At 73.9% G+C, this 22056-nt stretch carries 19 protein-coding genes and 1 riboswitch; of the genes, 9 read left to right on the top strand and 10 right to left on the bottom strand.

The window, feature by feature from the left end; genetic code table 11:
• Positions 1-34 precede the first annotated feature (34 nt).
• From Sco07f_RS09600 to Sco07f_RS09570, 7 genes are all read right to left on the bottom strand, one after another.
• Entirely contained in the window at positions 35-2653 is a 2619-nt protein-coding gene (locus Sco07f_RS09600; protein ID WP_244942018.1) for a polynucleotide kinase-phosphatase, read from the bottom strand.
• Positions 2650-4155 (bottom strand): 3' terminal RNA ribose 2'-O-methyltransferase Hen1, encoded by a 1506-nt coding sequence (locus Sco07f_RS09595; RefSeq protein WP_054102280.1) that lies wholly within the window; start codon positions 4153-4155, stop codon positions 2650-2652. Before Sco07f_RS09595 ends, Sco07f_RS09600 begins: the two co-directional genes overlap by 4 nt.
• A gap of 218 nt (positions 4156-4373) precedes the next feature.
• Complete coding sequence (locus tag Sco07f_RS09590) at positions 4374-5297, bottom strand: LLM class F420-dependent oxidoreductase (protein ID WP_042825389.1); 924 nt, start codon at positions 5295-5297, stop codon at positions 4374-4376.
• Between the two features lie 71 nt (positions 5298-5368).
• The gene (locus Sco07f_RS09585) at positions 5369-5839 is read right to left on the bottom strand and encodes a DUF6099 family protein (protein ID WP_007445172.1); all 471 of its coding nucleotides are present in this window, start codon (positions 5837-5839) and stop codon (positions 5369-5371) included.
• Positions 5840-6022: 183 nt separating this feature from the next.
• Positions 6023-6376 carry a nucleotide pyrophosphohydrolase gene (locus Sco07f_RS09580; protein ID WP_108987552.1) on the bottom strand — a complete coding sequence of 118 codons (354 nt, stop codon included), beginning with the start codon at positions 6374-6376 and terminating at the stop codon, positions 6023-6025.
• Positions 6373-7662 carry an AAA family ATPase gene (locus Sco07f_RS09575; RefSeq protein WP_244942017.1) on the bottom strand — a complete coding sequence of 430 codons (1290 nt, stop codon included), beginning with the start codon at positions 7660-7662 and terminating at the stop codon, positions 6373-6375. The genes Sco07f_RS09580 and Sco07f_RS09575 overlap by 4 nt, the downstream gene beginning before the upstream one ends.
• Positions 7663-7837: 175 nt before the next feature.
• Complete coding sequence (locus Sco07f_RS09570) at positions 7838-8230, bottom strand: cell division protein SepF (protein ID WP_042825382.1); 393 nt, start codon at positions 8228-8230, stop codon at positions 7838-7840.
• Between the two features lie 207 nt (positions 8231-8437).
• On the opposite strand from Sco07f_RS09570, the gene Sco07f_RS09565 reads away from it, so the two are divergent.
• Positions 8438-11581: an FAD-binding and (Fe-S)-binding domain-containing protein gene (locus tag Sco07f_RS09565; protein WP_108987551.1), complete on the top strand. Its 3144-nt coding sequence runs from the start codon at positions 8438-8440 to the stop codon at positions 11579-11581.
• Positions 11582-11585: 4 nt separating this feature from the next.
• Here Sco07f_RS09565 and Sco07f_RS09560 read toward each other — a convergent pair whose 3' ends face one another.
• Positions 11586-12050: a DUF7144 family membrane protein gene (locus Sco07f_RS09560; RefSeq protein ID WP_007390148.1), complete on the bottom strand. Its 465-nt coding sequence runs from the start codon at positions 12048-12050 to the stop codon at positions 11586-11588.
• A gap of 280 nt (positions 12051-12330) precedes the next feature.
• Here Sco07f_RS09560 and Sco07f_RS09555 point away from each other — a divergent pair, with 280 nt between their 5' ends.
• From Sco07f_RS09555 to Sco07f_RS09520, 6 genes are all read left to right on the top strand, one after another.
• Positions 12331-13692 carry a chloride channel protein gene (locus Sco07f_RS09555; protein ID WP_087789240.1) on the top strand — a complete coding sequence of 454 codons (1362 nt, stop codon included), beginning with the start codon at positions 12331-12333 and terminating at the stop codon, positions 13690-13692.
• Positions 13689-14261, top strand: coding sequence for a potassium channel family protein (locus Sco07f_RS09550; protein WP_108987550.1), 573 nt, complete (start codon positions 13689-13691; stop codon positions 14259-14261). The genes Sco07f_RS09555 and Sco07f_RS09550 overlap by 4 nt, the downstream gene beginning before the upstream one ends.
• A gap of 153 nt (positions 14262-14414) precedes the next feature.
• Positions 14415-14544, top strand: a riboswitch (cobalamin riboswitch).
• Positions 14545-14830: 286 nt separating this feature from the next.
• Positions 14831-15535 (top strand): energy-coupling factor ABC transporter permease, encoded by a 705-nt coding sequence (locus tag Sco07f_RS09535; RefSeq protein WP_087789242.1) that lies wholly within the window; start codon positions 14831-14833, stop codon positions 15533-15535.
• A complete protein-coding gene (locus Sco07f_RS09530) occupies positions 15532-15888 on the top strand; it encodes an energy-coupling factor ABC transporter substrate-binding protein (protein ID WP_108987549.1) in 357 nt (118 codons plus the stop codon). The genes Sco07f_RS09535 and Sco07f_RS09530 overlap by 4 nt, the downstream gene beginning before the upstream one ends.
• The gene (gene cbiQ / locus Sco07f_RS09525) at positions 15889-16638 is read left to right on the top strand and encodes a cobalt ECF transporter T component CbiQ (RefSeq protein ID WP_087789243.1); all 750 of its coding nucleotides are present in this window, start codon (positions 15889-15891) and stop codon (positions 16636-16638) included. It begins immediately after the preceding gene.
• Complete coding sequence (locus Sco07f_RS09520) at positions 16635-17495, top strand: ATP-binding cassette domain-containing protein (RefSeq protein ID WP_108987548.1); 861 nt, start codon at positions 16635-16637, stop codon at positions 17493-17495. The genes cbiQ and Sco07f_RS09520 overlap by 4 nt, the downstream gene beginning before the upstream one ends.
• Positions 17496-17515: 20 nt before the next feature.
• On the opposite strand, the gene Sco07f_RS09515 is transcribed toward Sco07f_RS09520, so the two are convergent.
• Both Sco07f_RS09515 and Sco07f_RS09510 read right to left on the bottom strand, forming a co-directional pair.
• Positions 17516-19168 (bottom strand): MFS transporter, encoded by a 1653-nt coding sequence (locus tag Sco07f_RS09515; protein ID WP_167468058.1) that lies wholly within the window; start codon positions 19166-19168, stop codon positions 17516-17518.
• 141 nt (positions 19169-19309) lie between these two features.
• Positions 19310-19957, bottom strand: coding sequence for a TetR/AcrR family transcriptional regulator (locus Sco07f_RS09510; protein WP_087789245.1), 648 nt, complete (start codon positions 19955-19957; stop codon positions 19310-19312).
• Positions 19958-20145: 188 nt separating this feature from the next.
• Here Sco07f_RS09510 and Sco07f_RS09505 point away from each other — a divergent pair, with 188 nt between their 5' ends.
• Together Sco07f_RS09505 and Sco07f_RS09500 are read left to right on the top strand one after the other, a co-directional pair.
• Positions 20146-20580, top strand: coding sequence for a hypothetical protein (locus Sco07f_RS09505; RefSeq protein WP_108987791.1), 435 nt, complete (start codon positions 20146-20148; stop codon positions 20578-20580).
• A 271-nt stretch (positions 20581-20851) separates the two neighbouring features.
• Complete coding sequence (locus tag Sco07f_RS09500; RefSeq protein WP_159106934.1) at positions 20852-21919, top strand: right-handed parallel beta-helix repeat-containing protein; 1068 nt, start codon at positions 20852-20854, stop codon at positions 21917-21919.
• Positions 21920-22056 lie beyond the last annotated feature (137 nt).

Genomic DNA, 22056 nt, shown 5'->3' with positions numbered 1-22056 from the left:
CGCCCCTGGTGGGCGACTCGGCCGAAAACGTGCGTCACAGGCGCGGGTCCACCGGCTCCGACTCCAGCGCCAGCACCCCGAACACCGCCTCGTGCACGCGCCACAGCGGCTCGCCGTCCGCGAGGCGGTCCAGGGCCTCGAGGCCGAGGGCGTACTCGCGGACCGCCAGGGACCGCTTGTGGTTCAGGAACCGGTGCCTGAGCCGGGCGAGGTTGTCGGGGCGGGTGTACTCGGGGCCGTAGACGATCCGCAGGTACTCCCGGCCGCGGCACTTGATGCCGGGCTGCACCAGGCGGCCCTTCCCGTCCTTCGCCAGGGCGCCGACGGGCTTGACGACCATGCCCTCGCCGCCGCGGCCGGTCATCTCCAGCCACCAGTCGACGCCCGCCGCGACCGACTCCGGGTCGCCGGTGTCGACGTACAGCCGCCGGGTGGTCCGCAGCAGGCCGCTGCCGTCGTGCTCGACGAGCCGGTCGAGGAGGGCGAGCTGCTCGTCGTGCGGCAGTGCGGCCAGGCTGCGGCCCTGGACGGCGAGGATCTGGAACGGCGCCAGGCGGACGCCGTCCAGGCCGTCGGTGGGCCAGCAGTAGCGGCGGTAGGCGTCGGTGAACGCGGCCGCGTCGGCGGACCGGTCGCGCTGGCGGGCCAGCAGGTCGCCCACGTCGACGCCGCGCGCCGCGGCGCCCTCCAGCGCGGCGAGCGCGCCCGGGAACACCGCGCCCGAGGCGGCGCCCACGGCGGCGTACTGGGAGCGCAGCAGGCCGGACGCCTTGAGCGACCACGGCATCAGCTCCGCGTCGAGGAGCAGCCAGTCGGTGGCCAGTTCCTCCCACAGGCCGGCCTCGCCGACCGCGGTGCGCAGCCGGTCGAGGATCTCCTCGGTGAGCGACGCGTCGTCCAGGAACGGGCGGCCGGTACGGGTGTAGAGGGACCCGGTGGGGCCTCCCCCACTCTCGGCTGCGCTCGAGCGGGAGGTACCCCCACCACCGAACCGGGCGCGGGCGGCCTCCGCGTCGCGGCAGACCAGGGCCACGGCCCGCGAGCCCATGTGCTTCTCCTCGCACACCACCCGCGCGACGCCGTCCGCCGCGTACTGCGCGAAGGCCTCCTTCGGGTGCTCCAGGTAGCCGTCCACGCCGGAGGTCGCGGTCGGTGCCATGGTCGGCGGGAGGTACGGCAGCAGGCGGGGGTCGGTGGCGAAGCGGCTCATGACCTCCAGGGCCGCCGCGCCGTTCTCCTCGCGCACGGTGATCCGCCCGGCGTGCCGGGTCTCCACCGTCCGGCGGCCCTGGACGTCGGCCAGGTCCAGCGGGCGGCCGTCGTGCCCGCCGGGCGCCTCGGTGCGCAGCGGCTTGGCCGGCTCGTACCAGACCCGCTCGGCCGGTACGTCGACCAGCTCGCGCTCCGGCCAGCGCAGCGCGGTGAGCCTGCCGCCGAAGACGGCGCCGGTGTCCAGGCAGATGGTGTTGTTGAGCCAGGTGGCCTCCGGGACGGGGGTGTGGCCGTAGACGACGGCCGCGCGGCCCCGGTAGTCCTCGGCCCACGGGTAGCGCACGGGCAGGCCGAACTCGTCGGTCTCGCCGGTGGTGTCGCCGTAGAGGGCGTGGCTGCGGACCCGGCCGGAGGTGCGGCCGTGGTACTTCTCGGGCAGACCGGCATGGCAGACCACCAGCCGGCCGCCGTCGAGGACGTAGTGGCTGACCAGGCCGTCGATGAACTCCCGTACCTCGGCGCGGAACTCCTCGCTCTCGCCGTCCATCTGCTCGACGGTCTCGGCGAGTCCGTGGGTGTGCTGGACCTTGCGGCCCTTGAGGAAGCGGCCGTACTTGTTCTCGTGGTTGCCCGGCACGCACAGCGCGTTGCCCGACCTGACCATGGACATCACGCGGCGCAGCACGCCGGGGCTGTCCGGGCCGCGGTCGACGAGGTCGCCGACGAAGACGGCGGTGCGGCCCTCGGGGTGGACGCCGTCGGTGCCGTAGCCGAGCTTGCCGAGCAGGGTCTCCAGTTCGGCGGCGCAGCCGTGGACGTCGCCGACGATGTCGAAGGGGCCGGTGAGGTGGGTGAGGTCGTTGAACCGCTTCTCGGTGACGACGGTGGCGTGCTCGATCTCCGCCTCGCCGCGCAGGACGTGCACCTTGCGGAAGCCCTCGCGCTCCAGGTGACGCAGGGAGCGGCGGAGTTCGCGGGTGTGGCGCTGGATGACCCGGCGGGGCATGTCGGCGCGGTCGGTGCGGCCGGCGTTGCGCTCGGCACAGATCTGCTCGGGCACGTCGAGGACGACGGCGATGGGCAGCACGTCGTACTTCCGGGCCAGGTCGATCAGCTGACGCCGGGCGTCCTGCTGCACGTTGGTCGCGTCGACGACGGTGCGGCGGCCGGCGGCGAGCCGCTTGCCCGCGATGTAGTGCAGGACGTCGAAGGCGTCGCGGCTGGCGCTCTGGTCGTTCTCGTCGTCGGCGACCAGGCCCCGGCAGAAGTCGGAGGAGATGACCTCGGTCGGCTTGAAGTGGCGCCGGGCGAAGGTGGACTTGCCGGAGCCGGAGGCGCCGATCAGCACGACGAGGGAGAGGTCGGTGACGGGCAGGGCGCGGGCCCGCACGGAGGTGTCCTCAGTGCTGCCAGTGGTGCCGGTGGTGTCTGCGGTGCTCATGCGGCCTTCGCCTCCTTCTCGGTCGCGGTCGCGGTCGCGGTGGTGGTCGGGGTCCCGGTCGTGGTCTTCAGGGTGAACAGGGCGAGCTGCGTGGGCGGGCCGACCTCGGGGTCGTCGGGTCCGACGGGGCGGAACTCCACGTCGTAGCCGTGCCGTTCGGCGACCGTCCCGGCCCAGGTGCGGAACTCCTCGCGGGTCCACTCGAAACGGTGGTCGCGGTGGCGGACGTGACCGGCCGGGAGGGTCTCCCAGCGCACGTTGTACTCGACGTTGGGAGTGGTGACGACGACGGTGCGGGGGCGGGCGGAGCCGAAGACGGCGTACTCCAGGGCGGGCAGCCTCGGCAGGTCGAGGTGCTCGATCACCTCGCTCAGCACGGCGGCGTCGTAGCCCTTGAGACGCTTGTCGGTGTAGGCGAGGGAGCCCTGGAAGAGCCGGACGCGCGCGGCCTGCCGCTCGCCCATGCGGTCCAGCTTGAGCCGCCGGGAGGCGATGGTGAGGGCGCGCACCGACACGTCCACGCCGACGATCTCGGTGAAGCGCGGCTCCTTGAGCAGCTCGCGCACCAGGTGCCCCTCGCCGCAGCCGAGGTCGAGGACGCGGGCGGCCGCATGGTCGCGCAGCGCGGTGAGGATCGCCTCGCGGCGGTGCACGGCCAGCGGGGTCGGCTTCGGCTCCTGCTCGGCCTCCGCCTCGACCGCGTTGTCGATCTCCTCGACCTCGCTGTCGTCGGTCTCGGCCAGCCGGATCAGCTCCAGCCGGTCCATCGCCTCGCGGGTCAGGGACCAGCGGCGGGAGAGGTACCGGCTGGTGATCAGCTTCACTTCGGGGTGGTAGTACAGCCAGGCACCGCCGGCCCGCATCAGCTTGTCGACCTCGTCCGGGGCGACCCAGTAGTGCTTGGCGTCGTCGAGCACCGGGAGGAGGACGTACAGGTGGCGCAGGGCGTTCGCGAGGGTGAGGGTCTCGGACTCCAGCACGAGACGGACGTAGCGCGAGTCGCCCCACTCGGGGAACGCGGTGTCCAGCGGGACGGACTCGACGTCGACCGCCCAGCCGAGCGGCTCGAACAGGCGGCGTACGAGGTCGGGGCCGCCGCGGGCGGGCAGCGCCGGAATCTCCACGCGCAGCGGCAGCGGCCGGTCGGCGCGCTCGGGGCGGGCCTTGCACACGCCGCGCATCGCGCTGGAGAAGACGTTGCTGAGCGCGACGGCGAGGAGCGACGAGGCCGCGTACGGGCGGTCGTTGACGTACTGCGCGAGTGCGGCGTCGGGGGCGCCGCCGCGGCCCTTGCCCTTGCCGCGCCTGACCAGCGCCACCGCGTCGACCTCCAGCAGCAGCGCCGCCGTGCAGCGCTGCTCCTCCGCCTCGGGGTAGAGCACGTGGGCCGTGCCGAAGGAGGTGGAGAACGCCTGCGCCTTGCCCGGATGCTTGTGCAGCAGGAAACCGAGGTCGGTCGCGGGGTGCTCGGGGGTGCCGGTGGTGGTGACGGTCAGGAACATGGGCCTCTCCGGCCGGGTCGGTGGTGCGACGGACGAATGCCGGCGCCGTACGTGCGGGAGCCCCCGGGGCGGTACCCCGAGGGCTCCGGCAGGACGCCGGTCACACGATCGCACAGGGCGGGTGACCGGCGCCTTCGGTTATTCGACGGTCGGCTGTCCGGCTGTCGGGTCCGGCTCTCCGGCTGTCGGGGCCGGCTCTCCGGCTGTCCGGCAGGGGCTCAGGACAGCTGCGACTGGACCTGGGAGGAGATCAGCTCCAGGTGGTCCAGGTCGTCGAGGTCGAGGATCTGGAGGTAGATCCGCTGGGCGCCGGCCTCGGCGTACCGGCCGATCTTCTCGACGACCTCCGCCGGGGAGCCCGCCAGGCCGTTGGCCTTCAGCTCCTCGACCTCGCGGCCGATGACGGCGGCGCGCCGGGCGACCTCGGCGTCGTCCTTGCCGACGCAGGCGACGAGGGCGTTGGAGTAGGTGAGGGCGTCCGCGCCGCGGCCGGCCGCCTCGGCGGCGGCCCGTACCCGGCCGAACTGGCGCTCGGTGTCCTCGATGGAGGCGAACGGCATGTTGAACTCGTCGGCGTACTGACCGGCCAGCCGCGGGGTGCGGGTGGCGCCGTGGCCGCCGATGAGCACGGGCACCTTGGCCTGCGCGGGCTTGGGCAGCGCGGGCGAGTCGGTGAGGTCGTAGAACTTCCCGTGGAAGTCGAAGGTCTTGCCGGCCTCGGTGGCCCACAGACCGGTGACGATCGCCAGCTGCTCCTCCAGCCGGCCGATCTTCTCCTTCGGGAAGGGGATGCCGTACGCCTTGTGCTCCTCCTCGAACCAGCCGGCGCCCAGGCCCAGCTCGACGCGGCCGCCGGACATCTGGTCGACCTGCGCGACCTGGATGGCGAGGACACCGGGCAGCCGGAAGGTGCCGGCGGTCATGAGGGTGCCCAGGCGGATGCGCTTGGTCTCCCGGGCGAGTCCGGCGAGGGTGATCCAGGCGTCGGTGGGGCCGGGGAGGCCGTCCGCGGCGCCCATGCGGAGGTAGTGATCGCTGCGGAAGAAGGCGTCGAAGCCGAGGTCCTCGGTGGCCTTGGCCACGGTGAGCAAGGTGTCGTAGGTGGCCCCCTGCTGGGGCTCGGTGAAGATACGGAGATCCATGACTCCCATCCTGCCTGCTCGGCGCGGGGGTACGGCACAGGCTCCGGTCGCGGCGCGCGGAACGCGGGGGCCTACCCCGCCTCCCGCTCCGGTAAGTGCGCGTCGCGGTCCGCCAGTTTGCGCAGCATCTCCAGGACGCGGTCCCGTGACTCGTCCGCCGCGTCGATGGCCTCCATGCACTGCCAGTACGTCGCCTCGTCGCCGGCGGCGCAGGCGACGGCCACCAGGGCGATGCCGGTCTCGCCGAGCAGGGTGCCCAGGCGCATCAGGGCCTGCCGGGCGTCACCCAGTTCGGTGAGCTGGGAGGCGCGCAGCTCACCCGGGGCCAGCTCCGGAGTGCGCAGCACCCCGCAGCCCCGGCCCGCCAGCTCGGTCAACCCGATGGCCTCGCCGCGCAGTTCGGGTGGTCCGTGGACCGCCAGCCGACTGCCGATCGCCTGCGCCAGTGCCTGCACCTGCCACACCTCCGTCAGGACCTCCGGCACCTCGCCGCCGGCGGCCAGGGCACGCCCACTCGTCACGATGAGCCGCACAGCGTCCATGCGCTGCCCCCGTCTTTTCCGACGCGCGCGCGGCGCGTCCGCCCGAACTCCGTTGTCCACTACCCAGAGTGAAGGCGTGTGGGGCGAAAAGCTAGAGGAAGGCGGAAATCTTCGGACACCTTTGTGATTTCTGGCCGGATCGCGACTGCGGAGAGTGATAACGGAGTCATCGACTCCTCCGGCTCAGCCTTCCGGTGCGCCCGTTTCGCCCGCCACCGGGAAGCGGCTCTCGTTGCGCTCGATCTTCGCCTCCAGCGCGGCCAGCGGGTCGACGCCGAGCACCTCGCAGAACTGGAGGAGGTACGCCAGCACGTCGGCGACCTCGTCCCGGACCCGGTGGGCGGTGTCCGCGTCGGTCATCACGCGGGCCGACTGCTCGGGCGTCAGCCACTGGAAGATCTCCAGGAGTTCGGAGGCCTCCACGCTGAGGGCCGCGGCCAGGTTCTTGGGGGTGTGGTACGGCTGCCAGTCGCGCGCGGCGGCGAACTCGGCCAGCCTGCGCCGCAGGGCCACGAGGTCACGGGGATCATCGGTCACGGGCTCAGGTGTACCACCGTGACACCGCCCGGCCCGCCCGTCCGTGCCGTCCCCGCCTCCCCGGCCGCCCGCTCCGCCCACGACGCGTCGGCGACCGCCCCGAGGAGGCGGATGTGCCCGCGGTCGCACATCCGCGCCGCCAGCCGGAGCAGTTCGGCACGCTGGCACACGTCGAGGCCGCGGTCGAAGCCGTCGGCGAGGACGGTGAGCGTCTGCAGAGCGGCCGGCACCTCGCCGGCCGGGTCGACCGCCAGTACGCCGGGGCCGGTGAACAGCACCAGCGCGAGGGCGAGGTAGCGCAGTTCGCCATAGCCGAGGCGGGCGAGTCCGGTGCGGGTGCCGTCGCCCCGGTCGATCAGCGCGCGGACCACGCCGCCGGCGTCCGGTTCGGCCAGGACGTCCTCGACGGGACCCGCACATCCGGTGCGCACCGCCGCGACGAACTGCGCGTGCCGCCGGCCGCACTCGGCGCGGGTGCGCCACAGCACGTCGGCGAGGTTGTCGCAGCCGCCGAGCAGGTGTCCGGAGCCGGTGGGCACGGGCTCGCGCATCCGTTCCGGGCGCGGGTCGCAGGCGAAGACGGAACGCAGGGCCACCACCATCTGCTCGGCCGCCGCGAGCACCCTGCGCTGCCCGTCCGTCTTGCCGGCCACCCGCAGCGGCAGCAGCGGGGTGCCGAGCCGGTCGTCCGGCAGGGGGGCGCGGGTCACGGGCGCCGACCCGGCGGTGTGCCAGGCCGCCTGCACGGCGCGGCGGCCCGGGTCGCGCAGGGCCGTCTCGAGGAGCACGACGCCGTCCGCCGACAGCCGCTCCCCCACGATGCGCAGCTCGGGCTCGGCCTGCACGGCGACGTCCAGGTGCACCGGTCCCTCGGCCCCGTCGGCCGTGCAGCCGATGCGGAAGCCCCGGCGGCGCTGGGCGTCGGGCCGGGCACGCTCGGGCACGCAGGCACCGGCGTCCGGGAACACCGCGCCGAGTTCCGCGCCGCCGCCGAGCCGGGCCAGCGCGTCGTACGCCCTGAGCGCGCTGGTCTTGCCGCTGCCGCTGGGCCCGGCGAGCAGGGTGAGCGGACCGAGCCGCAGCACGGCGCGCCGGTGCCCGGCGAAGGCCGCCAGCCTCAACTGGGTGACACGGGGCCGGTCGGCGTTCGCCGCGACGGACGCCGGCGACGCGACGGACCCGGGCGCCGCGGCGGCCCCGAACAACGCGGCGGACGCGGTGGACCCGGCGGACGCGGTGGCCCCGGCGGACGCCGGTGACGGGAAGGACGCAGGTGACGCTGCCATATGCGGACCGTAGAACTCCGCGGGACGGCGAACCGTTTTGCCCGGACGGCTTTCCTACGATCGGGGGACCGGGCGGTCAGGGCCGGGGGCCACCGTCACTCCCCGGGAACTCCGCCCTCACCGGTCACGCCTCCTCCCGGCCCGGGGCCACGCCTCTTTCCCCGCCCGCGGGCCGTCACATCCCCGGCACCCCCACCGCGCCCTCCATCAGCCCGTTCACCTCGGTCCCCGCCGGGGTCAGCAGGAAGACGTTGCGGTCGACCCGGTGCATCCCGCTGGCCAGGCCGAAGACGACGCCGGTACTGAAGTCCAGGACCCGCTTGGCGACGTCGCCCTCTGCGCTGGTCAGGTCGAGGAGGACCGGAATGCCCGCCATCAGGGTCTCGGCGACCTCGCGGGCGTCCGCGAACACGTTGACCCGCAGCACGACGAACCGGCGGCGCCGCTCCGTCTCCGCCTCCGGCATCGCCCGGTGACCGACCGCCGACGGCCAGGCATCGCGCCCGCGCAACGGAACGACCTGGGCGAGCCCTTCCCACTGTTCATCGGTGACGTCGTGGCTGTTCACCGGCTCCCCCGATTTCACTCGCCTTCATTGCCTGCACCAGCCAATTCTTACGCCAAGTCACCCGTTCGGCCCAACAGCGACACGGTTGGCGACGCTCCGTGTCCGGTGATTGCGCGGTGCGGGGCCGGGTACTCAGCGACCGCCGTCGGCCCGGGCGGGCACCGCCGCCGTGCCGACGGACGTACACCGTCACACGGAGGAGTGCCCATGGGTGCGCTGGATCTGCCCGAGCCCGTCACGCGCGAAGGGGCACCGCCGCCGGTCGACACCGCCGCCCTCGAGGCGGCCCTGCGCGCACGGGTGGACGGCGAGATCCGCTTCGACGCCGGGAGCCGGGCCGCCTACTCCACGGACGCCTCCAACTTCCGCCAGACCCCCATCGGCGTGGTCGTCCCGCGCACCCCGGAGGCCGGGGCAGAGGCCGTGGCTGTGGCTCGGGAGTTCGGCGCGCCCGTGCTCTCGCGCGGCGGCGGAACGAGCCTGGCCGGGCAGTGCACCAACGCGGGCGTGGTCCTCGACTGGTCCAAGTACTGCACGCGGCTGGAGTCGGTCGACCCCGACGCCCGCACCTGCGTCGTACAGCCCGGCATCGTGCTCGACGACCTGAACCGGCGGCTCGCGCCGTACGGCCTGCGCTACGGGCCCGAGCCCGCCACCCACCCCAACTGCACCCTCGGCGGGATGATCGGCAACAACTCCTGCGGGGCCACCGCGCAGGCGCACGGCAAGGTGGTGGACAACATCGCCCGTCTCGAGGTGCTGCTGTACGACGGCACCCGCTTCTGGTGCGGCGAGACGAGCGACGAGGAGTACGCCGAGATCGAACGGCAGGGGGATCTGCGGGCGGCCGTCTACCGGCGGCTGCGGACGCTGCGCGACACCTACGGGGACGAGGTCCGCCGCCGGTTCCCGGACGTTCCCCGCCGGGTCTCCGGCTACAACCTGGACTCGCTGCTGCCCGAGTACGGCTTCGACGTGGCGGGGCTGCTGGTGGGCAGCGAGTCGACGCTGGTCACGGTGGTGCGGGCGGAGCTGGAACTGGTGCCGGTGGTGAAGGAACGCTCGCTGCTGGTCCTGGGCTTCGACACCATCGACAAGGCCGCCGACGCGGTGCCCGACATCCTGCCGCACGAGCCGATCGCGCTGGAGGGGGTCGACGCCCGGCTGGTCCGCGACGAGCGGATCAAGCACCTCAACCCGAAGGCGCTGGCCGAGATGCCCGAGGGCAACGCCTACCTGATGGTGCAGTTCGGCGGGGACACCGTCGACGAGGCCGACGCGCGGTCGCACCGGCTGCTGGAGGCCCTGCACCGCTCCGAGCACGACGCCGACTGCGCGTTCCTGGACGACCCGTCGCACGAGCAGGACCTGTGGCAGGTCCGCGAGGCCGGGCTCGGCGCCACCGCGCACATCCCGGGCAAGCCCGACACCTTCGAGGGCTGGGAGGACTCGGCGGTCGCCCCGGAGAAGCTGGGCGACTACCTGCGGCGACTGCGGGCCCTGTTCGACGAGTTCGGGTACCTGAGCGACACCGGTCCGAGTCTGTACGGGCACTTCGGGCAGGGCTGCGTGCACACCCGGATCCCGTTCGACCTGTACACCGCCGACGGGGTGGCGACGTACCGGAGGTTCATGGAGCGGGCGGCGGACCTCGTCGTCGAGTTCGGCGGTTCGCTCTCCGGCGAGCACGGGGACGGGCAGAGCCGGGGGGAGCTGCTGTCCCGGATGTTCGGCGACCGGCTCGTCGAGGCGTTCGGGCGGCTGAAGGCCGTCTTCGACCCGGGGAACCGGATGAACCCGGGCAAGGTCGTCGCACCGTACGGGCTGGACGAGAATCTGCGGCTCGGTGGTGACTGGGCCCCGTTCGAGCCGCGTGACCTGCACTTCCGGTTCCCGCACGACGGGGGTTCGTTCTCCCAGGCCGCCAACCGCTGCGTCGGCGTCGGGAAGTGCCGGCAGCACACCAGCGACGGCACGGTGATGTGCCCGTCGTACCAGGTGACGCGGGAGGAGGAGCACTCGACGCGAGGCCGGGCGCGGCTGCTGTTCGAGATGCTCGACGGGCACGGGGACGGCGCGCTCCGGGACGGCTGGCGCTCGGAGGCGGTCAAGGACGCCCTCGATCTGTGCCTGGCCTGCAAGGGCTGCAAGAAAGACTGTCCGGCGGACGTGGACATGGCCACGTACAAGGCGGAGTTCCTGTCCCACCACTACGCGGGCCGGCCGTGGCGCAGGCCTCGTTCGGACTGGTCGATGGGCTGGCTGCCGGCGCTCGCGCAGGTGGTGGGCCGCACCCGGCTCGGGCCGGTCGTCAACGCGCTGACGCACGCCCCGCTGCTGTCGGAGGCGGCGCGGCTGGTGGCGGGGGTGGCGGACCGGGAGGTGCCGCTGTTCGCGGAGCGGACCTTCGAGCAGTGGTTCGCGGACCACGAGCCGGAGGGCGACGGGCACCGCGGGCCGGTTCTGCTGTGGCCGGACACCTTCACCAACCACTTCCACCCGCACATCGGCCGGGCGGCGGTACGGGTCCTCGAACACGCGGGCTGGCGGGTGGAGTTGCCGCACGAGCCGCTGTGCTGCGGGCTGACCTGGATCTCCACCGGGCAGCTCGGCACGGCGGAGCGGGTCCTCACCCGTACCGTGCGCGCCCTGGCCGGCCACGTGCGGTCCGGCGGACTGGTGGTGGCGCTGGAGCCGAGCTGCACGGCCGTGTTCCGGGCGGACGCGTCGGAGCTGTTCCCCGGCGACCAGGACGTGCTGCGGCTGGCGGAGCAGACGGTGACGCTGTCGGAGCTGCTCACCGAGCACTCCCCCGGCTACGAGCCGCCGCAGGTCCCCGACCGCTCCGCGCGTGCGCTGGCCCAGGTGCACTGCCACCAGCACGCGGTGCTCGGCTGGGAGGCCGACCGGGAGCTGCTGCGCCGGGCCGGGGTGGACGCGGAGCGGCTGGACTCCGGCTGCTGCGGGCTGGCCGGCAACTTCGGCTTCGAGCGCGGCCACCTGGACGTCAGCGAGGCGTGCGCGGAGCGGGTGCTGCTGCCTCGGCTGCGGGAGGAGGACGAGTCGACCGTCGTCCTCGCGGACGGGTTCAGCTGCCGCACCCAGATCCACGAGTTCGACAGCGGCGGCCACGAGGGCGTGCACCTGGCGGAGCTGCTGGCGTCGGCGCTGCCGGCCGGTCCCGCGGCCGGCCCGGAGGTCCCGGGCAGCGCGTACGGCACCGCGCCGGGCGCCCGGCCGGCGGCTCCGGGCCGCCGGGCACGGGCGCTGGCCCTGGCGGGCACGGCGGTGGCCGCCGCCGCGGGCGTCGCGGGGGCGGCGGCACTGGCCCGCGGCCTGCGCCGCCGCTGAGGTCTCAGGCCCGGGAGGCGCTGTCCTGGCGGCTGGCCAGGGCCCAGATCACGAACACGTCGATCGCCATCATGATCACGGACCAGACGGGCGAGTACGGCAGGAACAGGAACTGGGCGATCAGGCTCAGCGAGGCGAGGACGATGCCCGCCATGCGCGCCCACGTCATGTCCTTGAGCAGGCCGTACCCGGTGACGAACACGAGGGCGCCCAGGATGACGTGGACGATCCCCCAGCCGGTCAGGCTCATCTCGTAGACGTAGGTGCCGATGCGGGCGTACACGTCGTCCTCGGCGATGGCCGCGATGCCCTGGAGGACGGCGAGGGCACCGCTCAGCAGGAGCAGTACGCCCGCGAAGACGACACCGCCGGTCACCCAGCCGCTGCTGCGGTCGCCCGAGCGCTGGGCCCAGGAGGCGTCGCCGCCGTGGGACGGCCGGCCGGGAGAAGGTTCGGCGTGCTGGCTCATGAGCGGAGTCCTTTCTGTGTCCCCCGTACGGGGCAGCTGACCGCCTGCGCCGACGGCACCGACGGGTCGTTCAGAGCCTGCGGGCGTCCGCCCTCCCCGGCCACGTGGGTCCGCCGGACGGGTGAACCGCGCACCGGACGTGCGCGTGCGGGCGTCCCCGGCCTCGCGTTAACTGAACGGCACCCGAGGGCCACGGCTGACCGAGGGACCTCGGGGCGGAAGAAGGAGGGCGTGTGACGAGTCGGCGGCTGCCCCGGCGGGGCCCGCGGGGGCGGGTTCCGTGACCGCGCCGGCGAACGCCGTCCCGGAACGGGCCGAGCAGTCCCTGCGGCAGACCCTGCTCAGCCCCGGCTACCGGCGGCTGTTGCTGCTGTGCGTGCTGCTGGGCGTTCCCATCGCGCTGGCCTGCTTCTTCTTCGTAGGGCTCCAGCACGAGTTGCAGCACTGGGTGTGGACCTCGCTGCCCGAGGCGGCCGGATACGACACCCCGCCGTGGTGGTGGCCGCTGCCCGCGCTGGTGCTCGCCGGGCTGGTCCTGGCGCCGATCGTGACCCGGATGCCGGGCGGTGGCGGCCACCTGCCGGTGAACGGTCTGGGCGGCGCGCCCGTCGGCCCCCGCGCGCTGCCCGGCGCGGTGCTCGCCGCGCTGGCCACGCTGCCGCTGGGCGTGGTCCTGGGCCCGGAGGCTCCGCTCATGGCCGTCGGCAGCGGGCTCGCCCTGCTGGCCCTGCGGCGGGCGGGCGCGGGCGGCGACCAGCGGGCGGGCGCGATCCTCGCCACGGCCGGCTCCACCGCCGCGATCTCCACCATCCTCGGGGGGCCGATCGCGGCGGCGGTCCTGCTGATCGAGGGGGCCGGGCTGGCCGGCACCCAGCTGGTCGCCCTGCTGCTGCCCTGTCTGCTGGCCAGCGCGACGGGCGCCCTGGTCTTCACCGGCTTCGGGCAGTGGACGGGGCTCGAGATCGGCGCGCTGGCCCTGCCCGAGCTGCCGCCGCAGGCCGGTCCGGACGCGGGCGACTTCCTGTGGGGCCTGCCCACCGCCGCCCTGATCGCCGTACTGGTCACGCTGGCCCGCGGCCTGGGGCACCGGACCGTGGCCTGGACCCGGCACCGCACGGCCGCCCGCACCGTCGCCTGCGCCACCGCGGTCGGTGTCTGTGTCGCCGCGTACGCGCTGATCACCGGCCGCTCCCCGGCCGAGGCGGCGCTGTCCGGCCAGGCCACCCTCGCCCAGCTCGCCGCACACCCGCACGCCTGGTCGGTGGGGGCCCTGGTCGCCCTGGTCGTGTGCAAGGGGCTGGCCTGGGGCATCGCGCTGGGCGCGCTGCGCGGCGGCCCGATCTTCCCGTCCGTGCTGCTGGGCGCGGCGACCGCCCTGGCCTGTTCCGGGCTGCCCGGGTTCGGCGCGACACCGGCCCTCGCCCTCGGCATCTCCGCCGCGGCGGCCGCGGTGACGGGCCTGCCCCTGGCCAGCGCGGTCCTGGCGGTGCTGCTGATGGGCCGGGACGCCCACGACCAGATGCCGCTGATCGTCATGGCGTCGGTCGTCGCCTTCGTCGTCGCCCAGCTGGTACGCCGGACCGTGCCGGAGACGGGCGGGACGGCGCCCGGCGGAGCACCGGCGCCGGGAGCGGCACGGTGACCGGCCGCCGCCCCGCGCCCCGCTGCGAGCCCCGCCCGCGCGCCGGCCGCCGTACCGGCTGGGACGCCGTCCGGCCCTGGCTGGTACGGGCCGGGATCGCGGTCGCCGTGGTCGTGGCCTACTTCCTGCTCCCCCTGGACCACCTGGGCCCGCAGCGGCCCGTGCTGAGCTGGGTGCTGTTCGCCCTGCTGCTGACCGTCGTGGCCGTACTGCTGCTCCGGCAGATCCGGCACGTCCTCCTGGACCGTCCGGACAGCCGGCCGGGGGTGGTCATCTCGCTGCTGATCGTGCTGTCCGTGCACGTCTTCTCGGCCACGTACTACGCCCTCGCCAAGCAGCCGGGCGAGTTCAGCGGACTGCACACCCGGCTCGACGCGCTGTACTTCACCGTCGTGACGCTCGCCACCGTCGGGTACGGGGACATCACCCCGCGGGGCCAGGCGGCGCGGCTGGTGACCGTCCTTCAGATCGCCTACAGCTTCGTCTTCCTCACGGCCGCGGCGACCGCGCTGACCACCCGGCTGCGGGACATGGTGGTCCGCCGGCCCGAGCGGGGCCGGTCCCGCTGAGGCGGGGTGCCCGGCACCACAGGCGCGGGGAGATCTTCGCCACCCCGGGCGAGGACGGGCGACGGCGGCCGCCGGACCGGCGGGGCCGGGCGTTTCCGCAGCCCCGGGGCCTGCCGGACGGTCCGGCCGGGTGCGGGGCGGGCCCGGGGCGTGGTTGTGCGCACCCCCGTGGGAGCACTACTGTCGCCACGCCTTGGTGAACGGGAAATCCGGTGTGATGCCGGTGCGGCCCTCGCCACTGTGAATCGGGAAGTCCGGCTCCGGCCCTGGGGCCTGTCGTCACATTCCCGTCGTCCGCCCGAAGGGCGGGCCCGGCGGCGTCAGGTGCGTGCTCTCGGCGTGCCGAGCGTCGACCGGCGTACTGGTTGTACGTGGTCGGCGCCCGGTGCGGCGAGAGTGCGTGCATGGCGTCGCCGGGCAGGCGGGAATGTGACGACAGGCCCTAACGGGCAGCCACTGGATCGCTTGCGGTCCGGGAAGGCGGAGCACGGGCGGTGGTACCCGTAAGCCAGGAGACCGGCCAAGGCGCGTCGTCCATCCACGAGGTGCTGGAGAGGGTCTGCTGAGCCATGCACATAGCCGAGGGCTTTCTGCCACCGGCGCACGCGATCGCCTGGGGTGTCGCGTCCGCGCCGTTCGTCGTCCACGGAGTACGGTCACTCACCCGTGAGGTCAGGGAGCACCCGGAGAGCACACTGCTCCTCGGCGCGTCCGGGGCCTTCACGTTCGTCCTGTCGGCCCTGAAACTGCCGTCCGTCACCGGGAGTTGCTCGCATCCGACCGGCACCGGTCTGGGCGCGATCCTGTTCCGGCCGCCGATCATGGCGGTCCTGGGCACCATCACCCTGCTGTTCCAGGCGCTGCTCCTCGCCCACGGCGGGCTGACCACGCTCGGCGCCAACGTCTTCTCGATGGCGATCGTCGGCCCCTGGGCCGGGTACGGCGTCTACCGGCTGCTGCGCCGCTGGGACGTGCCGCTGATGGTCACCGTGTTCTTCGGCGCGTTCGTCGCCGACCTGTCCACGTACTGCGTCACCAGCGTGCAGCTGGCGCTGGCCTTCCCCGACCCGGGCAGCGGATTCCTGGGCGCGCTCGGCAAGTTCGGGTCGATCTTCGCCGTCACGCAGATCCCGCTGGCGGTGAGCGAGGGTCTGCTCACGGTGATCGTGATGCGGCTGCTCGTGCAGTCCAGCAGGGGCGAACTGACGCGGTTGGGCGTGCTGCTGACGAAGTCGGCCACCGCGGCCGCCAAGTCCGGGGCGGTGGCCCGATGAGCCGGAACGCGAGGATCAACGCCCTGCTGCTGCTCGCCGTGGCCGCGCTGGCGGTGCTGCCGCTGGTGCTGGGGCTCGGCGACCACAAGGAGGAGCCGTTCGCCGGGGCCGACGCGGAGGCGGAGACGGCGATCACCGAGATCGAGCCGGACTACGAGCCGTGGTTCTCCCCGCTGTACGAACCGCCGTCCGGGGAGGTGGAGTCGGCGCTGTTCGCACTTCAGGCCGCGCTCGGCGCGGGCGTGCTGGCGTACTACTTCGGCCTGCGCCGGGGCCGGCGGCAGGGCGAGGAGCGGGCGTTGACGGCTTCCGGGGACGCGACGGCACCGGGGAACACCCCCGAAGGGGACTGAGTGCTGCCGATCGACGCGGCGGCGCACGCCAGTCGCTGGCGCCGCCGCCATCCCGTGGACAAGGCCGTGCTCGGTCTCGGTCTGACCGTGCTCGCGATTTCGCTGCCGCCCTGGCCGGGCGCGGCGCTGGTGCTGGTGACGGCGCTGACGGTGCTGCTCGGCCCGGCGGGCGTGCCGGGGCGCCGGCTGTGGCGGGCCTACCGGGTGCCGCTGGGCTTCTGCGTGACGGGGGCGCTGCCGCTCCTCGTGCAGGTCGGGGGCCCGGAGGGGTTCCTGTCGGCGGCCGACGGCGGTGCGGTGCGCGCGGGTGAGCTGCTGCTGCGCACCTCGGCGGCCTCGCTGGGGGTGCTGCTGTTCGCGTTCACCACGCCGATGTCCGACCTGCTGCCCCGGCTGGTGCGGGCCGGGGTGCCCGCGCCGGTCGTGGACGTGGCGCTGGTGACGTACCGGATGAGTTTCCTGCTGCTGGACTCCGTGCACCGGATCCGGCAGGCGCAGGCGGCGCGGCTGGGCCACACCACGCGGGCGGCGGCCTGGCGTTCGCTCGGCGGACTCGGCGCCACCGCGTTCGTACGGGCCTTCGACCGGGCGGCGCGGCTCCAGTCGGGGCTCGCCGGGCGCGGTTACGACGGCACCCTGCGCGTGCTGGTGCCCGAGGCCCGTGTCTCGGTGCCGTTCACGGCGGCGAGCCTCGCGCTCCTCGCGACGCTGGCCGGCCTCACCCTCGTACTGGAAGGACCCCTGTCGTGAGCGAACCGGTGCGGCCGTCCGAACCGGACCCGGCCCCGGACCTGGTCGCCCTGCGGGGCGCCTCGTTCGCCTACGAGGAGGGTCCGGACGTGCTGGCGGGCCTGGACTTCGCGGTGCGCGAGGGGCGGGCGCTGGCGCTGCTCGGCCGCAACGGCAGTGGCAAGACCACGCTGATGCGGCTGCTCAGCGGCGGACTGAGGCCGCGCGCGGGCACGTTGGCGGTCGCCGGGGAGCCGGTGACGTACGACCGCAAGGGGCTGACCCGGCTGCGGACCACGGTGCAGTTGGTGGTCCAGGACCCGGACGACCAGTTGTTCGCGGCCTCGGTCGGCCAGGACGTGTCCTTCGGGCCGCTGAACCTCGGGCTGCCCGACGCGGAGGTCCGGTCCCGGGTGGCGGAGGCGCTGACCGCGCTGGACATCGCGGCGCTGGCCGACCGGCCCACGCACCTGCTGTCGTACGGGCAGCGCAAGCGGACCGCGATCGCCGGGGCCGTGGCGATGCGGCCCCGGGTGCTGATCCTCGACGAGCCGACCGCCGGGCTCGACCCGGACGGGCAGGAGCGGCTGCTCGCCACCCTGGACCGGCTGCGGGCCGCCGGCACCACCGTCGTGATGGCCACCCACGACGTCGACCTGGCCCTGCGCTGGTCGGACGACGCCGCCCTGCTCACCCCGGACGGTGTCCGCACCGGCCCGACCGCCCCGACGCTGGCCCGTACCGACCTGCTCCGCCGGGCCGGTCTGCGGCTGCCGTGGGGCGTCGCGGCGGCCGGACTGCTGCGGGCGCGGGGGCTGTTGCCCGACTCGGCGCCCGGCCCGCGTACGGCGGAGGAGCTGGCGGCGCTGGCCGACTGACGGGACCGTCGGGACGGGGCTCAGCCCCGGGGACGGCTCAGCTCGGCGTCCTGCTCCCGCTCCTGCGCCTGCCCCTCCGCCTGCCCCTGCTCCGGGCTCGCCACAGCGGTCGCCTCGGCGGCCCGGCGGGCCCGGCGACCCGGCAGGACGGCGAGGACGACGGCCGTGCCGACGGCCATGATGACGCCGCCGACGAGGCTGGTCGTCGAGACGCCGTGGGCGAAGGCCCTGTTCACGGCGTCGGCGAGGGCCTGCGCCTGCTCGGGTCCGGCGGCCGGGTTCGTGGCGAGCCGCTCGGCGACGGCGAGTCCGCCGCCGACCGAGTCCTGGGCGGTGTCGAGGGCGGCGGCCGGAAGCCGGTCGCCGACGAGCCCGGACAGCTCGTCCCGGTAGGAGGTGCCGAGGAGGGAGCCCAGGACGGCGATGCCCAGGGAGCCGCCGAGTTCCAGGGCGGTGTCGTTGGCGCCGCCGCCCACGCCCAGCTCGCTCTCCGGGAAGGAGCCCATGATGGTGTCGGTGGCCGGGGAGACGCTGAGGCCGATGGCGAGGCCGAGCAGCAGCATCGGGGCGAGGAAGTCGGCGTAGGTGGAGCCCTGGTCGATCAGGACCAGCAGGAAGACGCCGACGGTGCCGATCGCCATGCCGGAACCGACCATGGCCCGCACACCGAGCTTCGGGGTCAGCCGTCCGGTCACCGCGGCACCGACGAACACGGCACCGGCCAGCGGCAGCAGCCGCACGCCGGTCTCCAGCGCGCCGAAGCCGAGCACGAACTGCAGGAACTGCGTGGCGTAGTAGATGGCGCCGTAGGTGCCGAAGAAGAAGAACAGCACCGCGAGCATGGAGCCGCTGAAGGGCCGCAGCAGGAACCTGCGCACGTCCAGCATGGGGTGCGGGTGGCGCAGCTCCCAGGCCACGAAGCCGGTCAGGCCGACGGCGGCGACGACGGCCGCGGTGACGGGACCTGCGCCCCAGCCGAAGTGCGGGCCCTCGATGGTCGCGTAGACCAGGCTGCCGACGGAGACGATGGAGAGCAGCCCGCCGACATAGTCGATGCGGCCCGCGCCGGCCGCCTTCGACGGCGGTACGAGGATCAGGGCGCCGACGACGGCGAGGACCGCGACGGGGACGTTGACCAGGAAGGTCGATCCCCAGGCGTGGTCCTCCAGGAGCCAGCCGGCGACCAGCGGCCCGACGGCGATGGCGAGTCCGGAGGTGGCCGTCCAGGCCGTGATGGCACGGGCCCGCTCCCCCTTCGGGAAGACCGCCACCAGCAGGGACAGCGTGGCCGGCATGACGACGGCGGCGCCGACGCCCATGACGGCGCGGGCCGCGATCACCAGCCCCGTCTCGTGGACCAGGCTGCCCATCACCGAACCGCCCGCGAAGATCACCAGACCGGTGACCAGGGCGCCGCGGCGGCTGTACTTGTCGCCGATCGCGCCGAGGACCAGCATCAGCGCGGCGTACGGGACGGTGTAGCCGTCGATGACCCACTGCAGGTCGCTGCTGCTCAGGCCCAGGTCGGCCGTCATGTCCGGGGCGGCCACGATCAGGGACGTGTTGGCCATGACGACGATCAGCAGAGCCAGGCAGAGCACGAGGAGAGCCCACCAGCGCCGGGCGTAGGGCCCGGACATCTTCTCGACGGGGGTGGTGGCCAGTAGGGGCATGGGGGGCTCCCGGAGACAAGGGAGGGCAAGTTAATTGCCCATGAGTGAGCAGACAAGAGCAGCGTAATTTGTTGCACACGGACGTGCAAATAAGGCGCCCCCCGACCGGGTCGGGGGGCGCCTGCTGAACCGGGGGGGTACCTAGTCGACCGGGGCGGACCTCGCGAGCACGGCCGGGCTCACACCCTCGACCACGGTCCGGGCGCGCCCCTCCGGCACCCCGGCCGCGATGAGGATGGCGACGGCGGCCCGGGTGCCGTCGTCCTCCAGGGCACCGGTGTTGACCTGCTCGAGCAGCGCCACGACCATCGCTTCGAGACCCGCGCTCAGCACGGCGGGCGGCAGATGGGCCGGGAAGGCCCCGTCCCGCCGGCCGCGCTCCAGGATGTCGGTGACCTCGGCGCGGGCCGGGGCCAGGATCTCGGCCACGCGCTCGACGCCCAGGTCGTGCCGGGCGAGGGCCAGCAGCATGCGGTAGCGGTCACCCACGGGCCACATCAGCAGCGTGAAGTGGGCGAGCGCCCGGTCGGCCGGTTCGCCGGGGCCCACCGCGTCGGCCATCGCGTCCCGCAGCGCCTCGGACGCCTCCTCGGCGAGGGCCTCAAGGAGCGCAGCACGCCCCGGGAAGTGGCCGAAAAGGGTACGCCGTACGACGCCGGCGGCCCGGGCCAGCTCCTCCAGCGTGGTGTCCGGGTTTCGCCCCAGCTCCCGGCGGGCGGTGGCCAGGATGCGCGCCCGGTTCGACCGCGCGTTGCGGCGCTGCGGCTCACGGGCGACGGGCTTGGTCACGGGAACCTCGGGGCGGGACGGTGCGGGGGGCGCGGGGTGGGCGGCGTGGACGTGGTCGTACATTCTGGCACGGGGGCACTCCCCGGAAGGACACCAAGAACACCAAGGGCACCAAGGACACCAAGGACACCAAGAGAAACACCCGAGAGAACACCGAGAAGGACGACGAGAAGGACGAGGTCTCCGCGATGGACACGACGTCGGCGGCCGTGGCAGGTGCCGTCACCTTCCTCTGGCTCGGCATGGTGCTGGCGATCTCCTTCCTGGAGGCTCCGCTGAAGTTCCGGGCCCCCGGGGTGACGATCCCGGTCGGGCTCGGCATCGGCCGCATGGTCTTCCGCGCCCTGAACCTCGCCGAGGCCGTCCTCGCCGTCGCCGTGGCCGTCGCGGTCGGCACCGGCGGCCCCTCGGCGACGGTCGTGACGCTCACCGCCGTCGCGGTGGCCGTACTGGCCGTGCAGCTCGGCGCCGTACGCCCCCGCCTGAACCGCCGTTCCGACGCGGTGCTCGCGGGCGAGGACCCGGCGGAGAACCGCTCCGGCGCGCACCTCCACTACGTCGCCCTGGAGATCGTGAAGGTCCTCGCCCTGCTCGCCCTGGGCTGCACCGCCCTGGCGGGCTGAGGCACAGCGGCGGCGGGTTCCGCGGGTCGCCCCCGAGGGCACTTCGGGAGAGCGTCAACACGTGGCGGGCACCGCGCACTTGACGGCTCCCCCGGCTGCGCTTAGCGTCCGTCCCGGCGGTCTGGACATCAGACGTCTGCTGAGCTGACTGCGCGGACGCGTCGAATCGCCCTCCCGGAACCTACCCGCGACCGGGCGTCCCCTGGTGAACACGGCTGAGGTGAGCATGGAAGAGAACGGGCGCGCCGGTACCACGAACGGGAGGCGCAGGATGCTTGCCGGAGTGATGGGCGCGGCCGCGGCCGGAGCCCTCATCACCCCGCGCGCGGCCGCCGCCTCCCCGCCCACCGGCACCCGGAGCACGTCGGGGCTTCCCGTCGTGGCCGTGGGAGAAGACTGGCAGCAGGCGCTGGCGGCCACGAGCCGGGTACAGCTGGAACCGGGAGCCACCTACACACTGAACGCGCCGGTGGAGCTTCCGGACGGCTGCCTCATCGTGGGCAACGGCGCCACCGTCACCGTCGGCGACACCTCGACACCGGCGCTGCGGATCACCCGTAGACGCGGCGTCACCGTCTCGGGCGTGCGCTTCCGCGGCCAGGCGGACGACCCGCTCGGCACCGCCATGGTGACCGGCCACGTGGCCATGACCGTCACCCGCAGCAGTGACGTGCGGGTCGTCGACTGCGACTTCGAGCGGTGGCGGGGCGCCGGCGTCGTGGTCACCGGTTCCGCCACCGACGACTACATGAGCGCCCGCACAGTGGTGAGCGGCAACACCTTCGACCGCTGCTACTTCGGCGTGTCGGCGGCGGACCGCAGTGAGTACTCGCTGTTGACGGGCAACATCTTCACCTCCTGCCGGCTGGCGGTGTGGAACTCCTCCGGCAACTGGAACATCCAGGGCAACACGGTGGTCGCCTGCTACGGCGCCTACTACTCCCTCGCCGCCACCAGTCCCTACGGCCGGCAGAGCGCCGACAACTGGAACCACGGCGCCGTCACCGGCAACACCTTCAACCACTCGAACGGCGGCGCGCCTGCGCGCTGGACGACCAACGTCGCCTTCCCCGTGAGCGGTTCGCCCCGCGATCCGGGCACCGGGGTGGTGGTCTCCGGAGTCCTGCCGCCAACCTTCAGCGGCAACACGCTGTGGTACACCGACGTGACCGCCGCCGACCTGGGCGGCGACCGGTGGGTACTGAACGGCTGCGCGCTGTCCGACCTGTCCGTGAGGTGTTCCGGATCGGTGCCGGTGCACCTCCTGGGCCATCAGGGCAACCACGCTCCCACAGTGTCGGGGAACGTGGTCGACCTGCTCGCGGATCTCGGCCGGTGACCTCCTCGTCCCGCTCCGGCGCCGCGGCGGGCTCCCCGACCGTCCAGCACAGGTCTCCGACGTCGAAGTACAGGTCCCCGCTGCCCCCGCTGTCCCCGCTGTCCCCGCTGTCCGCGCCGGCCCCGCCGGCCCTCGGC

It is taken from the genome of Streptomyces coelicoflavus (assembly GCF_003112555.1).
Taxonomy (GTDB): Bacteria; Actinomycetota; Actinomycetes; order Streptomycetales; family Streptomycetaceae; genus Streptomyces; species Streptomyces coelicoflavus.
The sequence above is the reverse complement of the archived record's forward strand: the minus strand, read 5'-3'. Positions and strand labels throughout refer to the sequence as shown.